The following is an 11,050-nucleotide window of genomic DNA, read 5'->3' on the forward strand; positions in this document are numbered from 1 at the left end:
GACTAGCTTAACCGAGTCTGCTTTTTCTGCCGGGCCCGCAGCCGCAAGGCGCCACCTTCCCGCAGGGTCTGGGCCGTCCGGCTCAGGGCCAGGGCATCCGCGGGTACGTCCTGGGTGATGGTGCTGCCCGCGCCGATGAGGGCGCCGTCACCGATGGATACCGGAGCGACCAGCTGGGTGTCAGAACCCACGAAGACGCGACTTCCGATCAGGGTGCGGTGCTTGTTCACCCCATCGTAGTTGCAGGTGATGACCCCCGCGCCGATGTTCGTGCCTTCACCGATCTCGGTATCGCCCAGGTAGGCGAGGTGGTTGGCCTTGGCGCCCCGGTGGAGCCGGGCCTTCTTGGTCTCGACGAAGTTCCCGATGTGGACGCCCTCGGCCAGATCCGTGCCCTCGCGCAGGCGGGCGAAGGGGCCCAGCTTGGCGCCCGCGCCCACGATGGCCTGCTCGATGACGCAGTAGGGGCGGATCTCCACACCCTCCGCCAGGGCGGAATCCGTGATGACGGTGCCTTGGCCGATGCGGCAGCCCTCGCCGACGGTGACGGCCCCCTCGAGCCGAACGCCCGGCTCCAGGAGCACATCCCGCGAAAGCACCACCCGCGGACCGACCAGCGTGCTGTCGGGATGGAGGAAGGTGACCCCCTCGGCCATCCAGTGCCGCTGGATCCGCCGCTGGGCCGCGGCCTGGAGCGTGGCCTGGTCGTGCCGGGAGTTCATGCCGGCCAGCTCCTCGGGATCGCATACCTCCACCGCCACGGGAAGCGTCGCGGCCACAGCCGCCACGGCGTCGGTCAGGTAGTACTCCTTCTGGGCGTTGTCGTTCGTCAGATCCTGGAGAGCGCGGCGCAGGGCGGGCCAGGGCAGGGCATAGGCGCCGCCGTTCACGCGCTGCACGGCCAGCTGCTCGGGCGTGGCGTCCTTGGCCTCTACCAGGCCCGCAAGCTGGCCGTCCGCATGCTGGAGGACTCGGCCGTACGAGCCGGGAGTCTGCATGTCCATCGCCAGGAGCAGGGCCTCGGCGGAACAGAGGCGCCGCACTGTGGCGGGGGAAGTGAGTGGCACATCGCCGCAGAGGATGGCGACCTGGGTGGCACCGAGCCGGTCCAGCTCCGGAATGCAGACCTGGAGGGCATGGCCGGTGCCGAGGGGTTCGCCTTGATCCACCGCCGTGACGGAACAGGGCAGCAGTCCGGCCTGGCGCCAGGATTCCAGGGCCGCCAGGACCCGCTCCTTGCCGTGATGGACCACCACCACCGCACCGCCAAGATCCGGAGGCAAGGTCCGCAGCGCCCAGAGCAGCGAAGGATCGCCCAGGATCGGGTGCAGGACCTTGGGAAGCCGCGATTTCATGCGGGTTCCGAGCCCCGCCGCCAGGATCACCGCCACCGTCGACATGCTGCCTCCAGTCTCCAGCCTACAACAGCCCTGCGGGTCACTCCGCCGGGCTCCGCAACAGGGCCAGCACGGATCGGGCAAAGGCCGCGGACCCGAAGGGCTTCTCCAGGAAGCTGATCCGGCGCAGGCCCAGGAAGCCCGCATCCACGGGCAGGGACTGGCCCAGGCCGATCACCAGGGTGGGGACGGGCTCTTTCTGGAAGGCGCGGAGGGCGCGGTGGAAGCGCTCCAGCTTCGGCGTCCGTTCCAGCACCAGCGCGTCCGCCGGGGCCTGCCCCCGGCTGGTCCGCAGGAGCTGAGGCAGGTCCTCGAAGGTTTCGGCCTGGCCCCCCAGCCGCTGGACCAGGTCGGCCATGGCGCTCCGCGCCAGCGGATCACGGTCCACGATCCAGAGGATGCGCCCGGACAGCAGCGGCCCCTCGAGCGGACGCGCCGCGGCTGCGGCCGGGAGGTAGACCCGGGGTCGCACCTTCGCCTGGGTGTCCTGGTCCAGCTCCAGCATGCCTCCGGCCTCCAGCACGGACTGCCGCAGCCACCCGAGGCCGAACAATTCCCGGGTCCAGCCTCCAGCTCCTCCCGCCGTTTCGGCATGGAGCAGACCGAACCGGCGGCCTCCCAGGTCCGTGGCCTCCAGGACCAGCACCAGGTCTTCCCGGCCTGTTCGTTCACGGGCGTGCAGCAGCAGCTGGGTCGCGATGCGCTTCAGCGCCTCCGGCTCCACGGCCAGGGGCAGGGCCACGGCCTGGAGGCTCAGGCTGCGACCGGGCGCGAGGATCTTCCGGAACCCCGGCAGCAGCGCCTCCAGGGCGGCGCGGCCCTCCACCGGTTCCGGCTCCGGAATGGCTGGCGACAACCGGAACGCGGCCTCTTGCATTCGCTCGGCCGCCTGCCGCGACGGACCCGCGGGAAGATCGGCCAACAGGCGGTCCGAGGCCGTGGCGAGGGCCAGCATCGCATTGGCGCCAAGCCTCCGCCGCTCGTCATCGCCACCGGCATGGGGCGCCGCGCCGGCCTGCAGGGTCAGGGAGCCGGCGGTGGGGTTGGCGATCCACACCAGGCCCATGCCCCGGTCGAAGGCCGAGGCCTCGAGCACGACCTCGCTGAAGGTTCCGTCCTCACTGACCTGGGTGGCTGCCACCGAGGCGCTGCCGAACTGGAGAAGCTGGTTCTTGATGGCTTGCCAGACGGGCAGGTCGCCACCCTGGAACAGGGCATCCAGGGCGTACCCCCGCAGCTGGTATCGAGGCAGGCCCACGAGCTGGCTGAAGGGCCCGTTGGATTCGAGGATGCGGCCCTGGTCGTCCACGAGCCACATGGGCTGGCGTGGATCGAGCCCCAACGCGAGCCCCGGAAGTTCAGCGGGGCCGGTCTTCTCCAGGAGGGCCAGGGCCATGCGGAGGCCCTGGCCGCGACCTTCCACCCAGGCGCCCTGCTCCCGCAGCCACTTCAGCTGCTGCAGGGCCACCAGGCCCAGGAGCAGGCCCGCGAGGATGGCCGCGAGCCAGGAGAGGCGCGAGGCGCCCGGCGGCAGCAACAGCTGGGCGACGGCACCCACGCCCAGGGTCACGGCCCCCACGAGGGGCATCCGCAGTTCCAGCTGGCGCCCATGGGTCCACCGGTAGGCGAGATCCGAGAGGACCAGCCAGAGCAGGGCCTCCAGGGCCGCACCGGCCCAGACATGCAGCACCGACTGCCAGGGCAGATGGATGCGGACCAGCAGCAGGGCCAGGAAGAGGCTGGCACTGCCCACGCCGACGGCCAGCCGGCGCACGCCCTGGACCCCCTCGCGCTGGGCCTGGAGGAAGATCGTGAACCCCAGCAGGGCGCCGCCGAGCTGGGCCGCCGGCAGGGGAAGCCCGGTGAGGTGCGCCCAGGGCAGGGCCATTACAGCGAGGATCCCACCCAGGAAGTAGCCGTAACTGAGCCCCACGCGGCCCTTGCGGCGGAAGATCCAGAACCCCAGCCAGGGCGGGAGGGGCAGCAGCAGGGCCGAGATCAGGTCCGCGAAAGGCATGGTGGAGTCCCGGATGAACCTCTCAGAGAAGGACGGCGGGCCAGAGGCCGCGGAGGGCGTTCATGCACCAGATTTGACCGCCGGAGCAGTCCTCACGCGGGATGGACGCGTGGTGCACGGTCCACCCCCTTGCCTCGGCCCAGAGGGGAAGGTCCAGTCGTTCAGCGACGCTGGCTACGCGGCCCGCCGCGGGAGGCAGGGTCAGGATCCCCTCCCGTTCCAGGGCGACCGTGGCGATGGCGGTTTCCGCCAGTGTCCCGTCCGGCCAGAGCAGCAGGGCATCCTCGGCGCCATGTTGCCAGACCTCAGCCAGGACCTGGGGTCGCCAGGGGCCGGAGAGGCCCTTGTGCGGAGCCAAAGGGTTTGGGCGCAAGTCCCCCATGGGATGGGGCAGGGGGGCGAGGCGGTACGGAATGGAGGCCTGCGGCAGGGGCTCCAGGCGAGCCTCCATGAGTTTGAGGTCGAGGCGGAGTTCCAGGCGCAGCGCGGCCTCGGGTGCGGCATGCCGCTTCAGCCAATGGCCGAGTTCCTCCGCGGCCTCGGCCAGCCAGGAAGGGGTGCTGCCCAGGGCCTTGGCGCCGGCATGCAGGCGTTCCAGGTGGGCCTCCAGATGCAGGGGTGCGCCATGACGGATCGGAAGGGCCGTGCGCGGAAACGGGAGGTTCTGAGGCTCCACCCCATGGCAGGTCGCGCCGGGCCCGAAGGCGGCTCGAAGGGCGGGACTCAAGGTCCGACCACCTGGGCGGTCCAGGGCTCCTGGCGGGCCCGTCCGGCCAGACGCACCGCCATGGCCGCGGCTTCGAGGAAGTTCCGGGGATCGGCGATCCACTTCCCGGCCTTGTCGAAGGCGGTGCCATGGTCCGGACTGGTTCGGATGAAAGGCAGGCCCAGGGTGAGATTCACGGCCCGACTGGGTTCCAGCAGCTTGATGGGAATCAGTCCCTGGTCGTGGTACAGGGCAACCACGAGGTCGAACTCGCCGGAGACCGCTCGGTGGAACAGGCTGTCCGACGGCAGAGGGCCGGAGAAGCGCGGGCCGCCGGGTCCGGCGGTGCTCCCGGGGGCCCGGAACTCTGTCGGATGAAGCGTCCACCCTGCCGGTGCCGGCTCCGCGGGGAAGGGGGAGGGCAGCGTGGCAAAAGGGCCGGCCGATCCAGCCTCGCGGAAGGCGGCCTCGGCCCGCTCGCGGGCCTCGACCAGCAGCCGCTCCTCGTCGCCGAAGGCCCCTGCCTCGCCGGCGTGAGGATTCAGGGCGCAGAGGGCCACCCGGAGGTCCGGGTTCCCCGTGAGCTGGATGAAACGGCTGGCGGCGAAGGCCAGGGTTTCGGCCACAGCCTCCGCGTCCAGGTCCTCGACCACGGATCGCAGGCTCTGGTGGACGGTGTGCAGCACCACCGAGAGGCGCGGGCTCACGAAAGCCATGCGGGTGAGCGGCGCGCCGGCAAGGGCCTGGAGGTACTCGGTGTGGCCGGGGATCGGATACCCGGCGAGGTGCGCCGCGGACTTGGCCATGGGCAGGGTGGTGAGGGCATCCACGGCGCCAGCCATGGCAAGGCCCGCCGCCACGCGGATGGCCTCCACGGTGGCCCGCCCGGAGGCGGCGGAACCCTGGCCCAGGACCAGATGATCGGCGCGGATCTCAGGGGTGGGATCAAGCCAGAGCGCGACGGCCGATCCGCCGGGGCTCTCCACTTCGAGCCCGCAGGCGATGCCGCGAAAATCCTCCGGCGCGGGCGCGGGGGCATCCGCCCAGCTCCAGTTCGCGAGCCTCCCCTCCGTGCCCTTGAGAAGGTCCAGGCCCGCCCGTGATCCCACCACGATCACGTCGGCCCAGGTCCCCAGCGTCGGCAGAGACCGCAACAACAGCTCGGGTCCGATGCCGCAGGGATCTCCCAGGCTGATGGCGATGCGCGGTGGGCGGCTCATGGTGACCCCTGAGGCGTTCCCGCCCTCAATCGTAGGCGGCGATCTCCACTTCCGCGGTCAGCGGCTCTTCCTTCTTGGTCGGGCGGCTCCGGCGGATCCGGGGCTCCTCTTCCTGTTTGTAGATGTACTTGATGTTGTGCTTGGGCACGAGGACGTTGGGTTCCTTCACCCGGTTGATCTTCAGACAGTGCTTGTCATACCACTCGATGACGCCCCGCACCTTCTCGTCGTCCTGAAGCACGATCACCATCGGCGTCTTGGACTGCATCTGCTTGAGGTAGTAGAAACTCTCGGCGTTGGTCTGCTCGGGGGGTGCGATCTTGCGCCGCGGGCTCCCGAGTCCCTGGGGCGCCGTGGCCGCCGACGGGTTGACCGCCGGGTTCGGTTCCCCGGCCGCCGTCAGGGCGGGGGGGACTGGCGTCATGGCTTCACCGCCGCCCCCCTTGGCGGGAATGCCCAGCTTGTCCTTGAGTTCGCTGAGGTTCGGTCGGATGAGCTTGCGGTTCATGGCAGATCCTGGCCCGGCGGGCAGTGCGGAAGATGTCAAAGGCATTGGCGGGTGGCCACTCCCGTCATGGCTGGGCAGGGCCTGCCAAGAGGGCAGATACCGAAGCCGTGGAAGGGATGAACCACTGTGGCAGGTGCCAAGTGGACCCTGCAAGGGTGTGTCCTGATTTAGATGTCGGAAAGCTGCCGGAAGTTTACGCCGGATCGGGGTGCTCCGCCATCGGCTCTTGTGCTGAACTCACAGGTAGGAAAATCCGGACCCGGGTGCCTGCTCCAGGCCGGCTCTGGACGTCAATGCGCCATCCCATGGCCTCGGTGAATTTGTAGACCAGGCTCATGCCCAGCCCCGAGCCTTCCTCGAAACTGCCCGAGAACGGCACGAACAGGCGTTCCAGCTGGTCCGGGGCCATGCCGCAGCCGTTGTCAGCCACTTCCAGCTGGATCTGCCCGGCCGATAAGCGGGCGGAAAGACTGACCTTAGGTGTGGGGACATCCCTCACGGCCTTCCGGGCGTTGCTCAGGAGGTTCATGAGCATCCGGTGCAGGCCCGCCGGATCGGCCTGGAAAAAGGCCCGAGGTGGTTCCCGCAGGTCAAGGGGGAGGCCCTCGGTGCGGGGGTCCATCTCCCAGCTCGCGCGGGCCTCGTCCAGGACGCGGGGCAGGGAGAGCACCTTGGCGGGCGCGACTTCGGGCCGGGCGAGGTCGAGGAATCCGGTGACGATCGCCCCCACTCGCTGCGTCTCCCGCTCCAGGATCCCGAGCACGCGGGCCCTGACCTCTTCCGTCGCCCCCTGGCGGCCCAGGAGCTGGACGCATCCGCTGATGGAAGCCAGCGGGTTGCGGAGCTCATGGGCGAGCCCGGCGGCCAGTTGGCCGATGGCGGCCAGGCGCTCACTGATCCGGGTGCGCTCCGCCAGGGCCTTGAGCTCGGTCAGGTCCTGGAACAGCAGCAGCTGGCCCGTTTCCTGGCCCCCGGAGTCGCGCAGGGAGGTCAGATGCCCTCCCAGAATCTGGGGAGGCCGCCCCTCCGCCGGAAGCACGAACTCGAAGCGGTGCTGGGCCGGCAGGGGATGGCCGAGGGGAAGGAGGTCCTGGATGGGAATGCCCATGGGCACGGGCCCGCCGAGAATGGCCTCTGCGGCGGGATTGGCAGAGGTGACCCGCCCGGAGGAATCCAGCGTGATCAGGCCGGAGGACATGGAGTCCACCACGCGGCGGTGCAGCGCCGAGAGCTCGCCCACCGTGGCTTCGCTGGCGCTCAGGTCCGTGCGCAACCGCTCGAGGTTCCTGCGGATGAGCACCACCACCAGCGTGGTGGCGAAGACCTGCAGGGACGTGATGCCCAGCAGGAACGGCAGATGGCCCCCCTCCAGATCCAGGCCCTGACCGGACAGCCCGAAGGGCGGGATCCACTCCAGCGTGAACCCCAGCACCAGCAGGATGTGCGAGATGGAACAGACCACGCCCACCCAGACGATCTCGGTGGTCCCCAGGTAGAAGGCCGAGGCCAGCACGGGGAAGATGTAGAGGGTGGAGAACCGCTCCTGGACCACGCCCTGGTAGGCGATCACGAGGGTGACCAGAGCCAGGTCCAGTACGAGATTCCACCAGATCCAGGGCAGGGCCGGAGTCGGAAAGAGCTGGCCCCGGCCCCGGAGGCCCTGGGCCGATTCCCCGATCGCCTCGACGAGCAGGAGCGCCAGGGTCGCCAGATACAGGTTCTCGCCCGGCCCCGCAACCCGGCCGTCGGCCGGCAGCGCAAGGTGCAGCACCAGCAGGCCGAAGCTGGCATAGAGTCGGAAGGCGAGGGGCAGGAACGGCTGGCTGGTGTCCGAGGCACCGAATCGACCCAATGTGCGTTGGAGCATAGGATCCAGCATGCCCGAATCTGGCATTCTAGGGCCATGCCCGACCCTGCCCCCGCCCCCTCGCCCTCCCTGCGCGCCGCAGGCATGCGGCAGACGCCCCAGCGCGAAGGAATCCTCCAGGTGCTCAAGGACTCGGATCGTCCGCTCACTGTGGAGGAGATCTGGGAACGCATGCCGGAGCGGCGGTCCGGCCTGCCCACGGTCTACCGGAACCTCGAGCGCTTCGTCCAGGAGGGCTGGGCCGAGAGCATCATGGGCCCGGACCAGGTCATGCGCTTCGTCCGTTGCGATTCGCGCCGGCACCATCACCATCTCCAATGCGAACGCTGTGGGCGCACGGTGGAAGTCGATGCCTGCGGTCTCGACGAATCGCTGATCGAACTCGAATCGCTTTCAGGGTTCCGGATCACCCGGCACCAGCTGATGCTTTTCGGCCTCTGCCCGACCTGTCGATCCGAAAAAGACCGTTGACCGGATCGCGCGCCATTGCTAGTCTTGATGTCTCACGCGGGTGTAACTCAGTGGTAGAGTGCAACCTTGCCAAGGTTGAAGTCGTGGGTTCAAATCCCATCACCCGCTCCACTGCCCGGGCCGCGCAAGCGGCCCGGATCGTTTGAAAGCTCCACAGCAACACGCAAGGCGCCGTAGCCAAGTGGTAAGGCCCGGGACTGCAAATCCTGTATCCATCGGTTCGATTCCGATCGGCGCCTCCAGACCAGCCCCCGCAAGGGGGCTTTTTTTGCGCCGGTCGGAATCGAAGTCGCGAGTGGCGCGCAGGTAGGCCCCACCAGGGGCGCCACTCGATGTGGCGTCCCTGGTGATCAGGGCCGTGCGCAGCCAATCGCGCGGCGGGAACGGGATTCCGATCGGCGCCTCCAGACCAGCCCCCGCAAGGGGGCTTTTTTGCGCCGGTCGAGATCGAAGTCGCGAGTGGCGCGGACCTGGGCTGCTAGGGTGATTCCGGAGATCCCCCATGAATCGCGCCACGGCCATCTTCTGTGCCTGTTCCCTGGCCTGTCTTCCCGGCCTCGCCCAGGCTTCGCTGTCCACCCTTCCGGTCCCACCCCAGCGCCCCACGCTGGAAGAGGTCCGGAAGACCATGGGCATTCCATCCCAGGGAGACCTCCGGGGACAGCAGGATGCGGTGGGTTTCGCTTCGAAGCCGGACCAGATGGCCAAGGTGTGGGAGCGCTCCGCGCTGCCGCCGCCCCCCGAAGCCTTGGCACCCATGCCCGCGCCCGGCGTCGCCGGCCTCATCTGTCCCCATGACGACTACCTCTATGCGGGGCGCGTCTACCGCCAGCTGATGCCACTGGTGAAGGCCCACACCATCGTCCTCGTGGGGGTCTTCCACAAATACCGCCGCTTCGACGCCAAGGACGCCCTGGTGTTCGATCCCTATCGCGCCTGGCGTTCGCCGGATGGCGAGATCAAGGTCTCGAACCTGCGCGAAGACCTCCTGGCCCGGATCCCAGCCACGGATGTCATCCGCGACGCGGCCATGCAGGACAGCGAACACTCCGTCGAGGCAATCGCCTACTGGCTGAAGCACCAGGACCCGGGCGTGGAGATCGTGTCCATCCTGGTGCCCTCCGCCTCTTTCGCCCGGTTCCAGGAACTGGCAGCCCATCTGGGGAAAGCCCTCTCGGCGAGCATGAAGGCTCGAGGCTGGTCCCTCGGACGCGATGTGGCGATCGTCATCTCCTCCGATGGCATCCATTACGGCCAGGACTTCAATTACACACCGCACGGTGTGGGGGGCGTGGCCGCCTACTCAGAAGCCGTGGAGCAGGATCGTCAGCTGCTGAGGGGTCCCTTGTCGGGCCCGGTCACGGTTGCCAAGGCCAAGGGCTTTTTCGAGCGGGTGGTCAACCCGCAGGATCCCAACCAGTACCGCATGCCCTGGTGTGGCCGCTTCTCCATCACCTTCGGCCTCCTGCTCCTGGACGAGACCCGCCGAGATCTGGGGATCCCCGCTCCGCTGGGGCAGGCCGTGGCTTTCGGCACCTCCATCAGCTTCCCCCAACTCCCCGTCAAAGACCTGGGCATGGGCGCCACAGCGGAAGCCAACCTCTATCATTTTGTGAGCTATCCGGGTGTGGCCTTCGGGCTCAGCGGAAACTGACCTCCGGGTCACTCCGGTCGGGCATCGATCCAGCCGCCCCCCAGGAGTTCGCCATCCCGGTAGAAGACCACAGCCTGGCCGGCCGCAATGGCCCGCTGGGGCTCGGCGAAGGCCACTTTCACCCGGCCATCCGGCAGGGGGATCACCAGAGCCTCGGCCTCGGGAGACCGGCTCCGGATGCGGGCCTGGCAGGCCAGGGGTCCCGGGGGAGGGGCGTCCACCCAGCTCAGCTCCCGCGCCACCAGGTCGTGGCCAAGGAGATCGGCCTCACCACCCACCCAGACCGTGTTGGTGGCCGGGTCCACCCGGACCACATAGAGAGGCTCCGAGTAGGCGACGCCCAGCCCCCGGCGCTGGCCCACGGTATGGCGCCAGTACCCGTGATGCCGGCCCAGGACCCGTCCATCCAGGTGGCGGATATCTCCGTCTCCCCGGTGGGGGTCGCGCCCCTCCTCCGCGAGGAAGGCGTCATAGCGATCCTGCGTCACGAAGCAGATTTCCTGGCTTTCAGGTTTCTCGGCCAGGTGCAGGCCCAGCTCGGCACCCAGGCTCCGGACCTCGGGCTTGGTGAGGTGGGCAAGGGGGAACAGGGTCTTCGCCAGGGTGGCCTGGGTGTGGTGGAAGAGGAAGTAGCTCTGGTCCTTGGCCGGGTCTGCGGCCTTCCGGAGGTGCCAGCGCCCTCCCTCGTGGGTGATGGTCGCGTAGTGGCCGGTGGCCACGAAGGGGGCATCCAGGGCTTCGGCCCGCTCCATCAGCGCAGAGAACTTGAGATATTGGTTGCAACGGATGCAAGGACTGGGTGTTTCACCGTCAAGATAACCTTGGATGAATCCTTCGATGACGGTGTCGCGGAACCGGGCCTCGAAGTCCATCACATAGTGGGCGAAGCCCATGTCATAGGCCACCCGACGGGCGTCCTGGAAGTCGTCAAGAGTACAGCACTTCCCATCCGAAGTTTGAGTGGTCTTCTTGTCGAAGAGTTGCATGGAAATGCCGATGACCTCATAGCCGCACCGATGGAGCAGGGCGGCCATGACGGAGCTGTCGACCCCTCCGGACATGGCCGCAAGCACTCTGGCTCCGGGGCGGAGCGTCGGGTGTTCGCTCAAGGCGGCTTGAACGCGGGAAAGCAAGGACGTCACAGGTCAGGACCCCAGGTCGCCGGGTGTAGGCGGTTGATGGTAATTCTTGGGATGGAAGGGCTCATGGG

The 11,050-nt window shown here is 68.6% G+C and carries 9 protein-coding genes and 2 tRNA genes; 4 read left to right on the forward strand and 7 right to left on the reverse strand.

The window, feature by feature from the left end; all coding sequences use genetic code 11:
- Nucleotides 1-2: 2 nt before the first annotated feature.
- The 6 genes from glmU to MLE43_RS02060 form a co-directional block, all read right to left on the reverse strand.
- Nucleotides 3-1,400 carry a bifunctional UDP-N-acetylglucosamine diphosphorylase/glucosamine-1-phosphate N-acetyltransferase GlmU gene (gene glmU / locus MLE43_RS02035; protein WP_243301225.1) on the reverse strand — a complete coding sequence of 466 codons (1,398 nt, stop codon included), beginning with the start codon at nucleotides 1,398-1,400 and terminating at the stop codon, nucleotides 3-5.
- Nucleotides 1,401-1,437: 37 nt separating this feature from the next.
- Nucleotides 1,438-3,414 carry a PAS domain-containing protein gene (locus MLE43_RS02040; protein WP_243301226.1) on the reverse strand — a complete coding sequence of 659 codons (1,977 nt, stop codon included), beginning with the start codon at nucleotides 3,412-3,414 and terminating at the stop codon, nucleotides 1,438-1,440.
- Nucleotides 3,415-3,436: 22 nt separating this feature from the next.
- Nucleotides 3,437-4,141, reverse strand: a complete 705-nt coding sequence (locus tag MLE43_RS02045) for an aminotransferase class IV (RefSeq protein ID WP_243301228.1) — start codon at nucleotides 4,139-4,141, stop codon at nucleotides 3,437-3,439.
- Complete coding sequence (locus tag MLE43_RS02050; protein WP_243301230.1) at nucleotides 4,138-5,340, reverse strand: PdxA family dehydrogenase; 1,203 nt, start codon at nucleotides 5,338-5,340, stop codon at nucleotides 4,138-4,140. Before MLE43_RS02050 ends, MLE43_RS02045 begins: the two co-directional genes overlap by 4 nt.
- A gap of 25 nt (nucleotides 5,341-5,365) precedes the next feature.
- Complete coding sequence (locus MLE43_RS02055) at nucleotides 5,366-5,848, reverse strand: LSm family protein (RefSeq protein ID WP_243301232.1); 483 nt, start codon at nucleotides 5,846-5,848, stop codon at nucleotides 5,366-5,368.
- 193 nt (nucleotides 5,849-6,041) lie between these two features.
- Complete coding sequence (locus MLE43_RS02060) at nucleotides 6,042-7,715, reverse strand: two-component system sensor histidine kinase NtrB (RefSeq protein ID WP_243301235.1); 1,674 nt, start codon at nucleotides 7,713-7,715, stop codon at nucleotides 6,042-6,044.
- 36 nt (nucleotides 7,716-7,751) lie between these two features.
- On the opposite strand from MLE43_RS02060, the gene MLE43_RS02065 reads away from it, so the two are divergent.
- From MLE43_RS02065 to amrB, 4 genes are all read left to right on the forward strand, one after another.
- The gene (locus MLE43_RS02065; RefSeq protein WP_243301236.1) at nucleotides 7,752-8,186 is read left to right on the forward strand and encodes a Fur family transcriptional regulator; all 435 of its coding nucleotides are present in this window, start codon (nucleotides 7,752-7,754) and stop codon (nucleotides 8,184-8,186) included.
- A gap of 36 nt (nucleotides 8,187-8,222) precedes the next feature.
- Nucleotides 8,223-8,297, forward strand: a tRNA-Gly gene (locus tag MLE43_RS02070).
- A gap of 56 nt (nucleotides 8,298-8,353) precedes the next feature.
- Nucleotides 8,354-8,428, forward strand: a tRNA-Cys gene (locus tag MLE43_RS02075).
- Between the two features lie 260 nt (nucleotides 8,429-8,688).
- Complete coding sequence (gene amrB / locus MLE43_RS02080; RefSeq protein ID WP_243301238.1) at nucleotides 8,689-9,840, forward strand: AmmeMemoRadiSam system protein B; 1,152 nt, start codon at nucleotides 8,689-8,691, stop codon at nucleotides 9,838-9,840.
- 8 nt (nucleotides 9,841-9,848) lie between these two features.
- Here amrB and mnmA read toward each other — a convergent pair whose 3' ends face one another.
- Nucleotides 9,849-10,949: a tRNA 2-thiouridine(34) synthase MnmA gene (gene mnmA, locus MLE43_RS02085; RefSeq protein WP_275975990.1), complete on the reverse strand. Its 1,101-nt coding sequence runs from the start codon at nucleotides 10,947-10,949 to the stop codon at nucleotides 9,849-9,851.
- Nucleotides 10,950-11,050: the final 101 nt, after the last annotated feature.

The organism is Geothrix oryzisoli, from assembly GCF_022808865.1.
Taxonomy (GTDB): Bacteria; Acidobacteriota; Holophagae; order Holophagales; family Holophagaceae; genus Geothrix; species Geothrix oryzisoli.

Coding starts and splice junctions, on each gene's coding strand:
- glmU (WP_243301225.1), bottom strand. CDS start 1,400: ATGTCGACGGTGGCGGTGATCCTGGCGGCGGGGCTCGGAACCCGCATG.
- MLE43_RS02040 (WP_243301226.1), bottom strand. CDS start 3,414: ATGCCTTTCGCGGACCTGATCTCGGCCCTGCTGCTGCCCCTCCCGCCC.
- MLE43_RS02050 (WP_243301230.1), bottom strand. CDS start 5,340: ATGAGCCGCCCACCGCGCATCGCCATCAGCCTGGGAGATCCCTGCGGC.
- MLE43_RS02055 (WP_243301232.1), bottom strand. CDS start 5,848: ATGAACCGCAAGCTCATCCGACCGAACCTCAGCGAACTCAAGGACAAG.
- MLE43_RS02060 (WP_243301235.1), bottom strand. CDS start 7,715: ATGCTCCAACGCACATTGGGTCGATTCGGTGCCTCGGACACCAGCCAG.
- MLE43_RS02065 (WP_243301236.1), top strand. CDS start 7,752: ATGCCCGACCCTGCCCCCGCCCCCTCGCCCTCCCTGCGCGCCGCAGGC.
- amrB (WP_243301238.1), top strand. CDS start 8,689: ATGAATCGCGCCACGGCCATCTTCTGTGCCTGTTCCCTGGCCTGTCTT.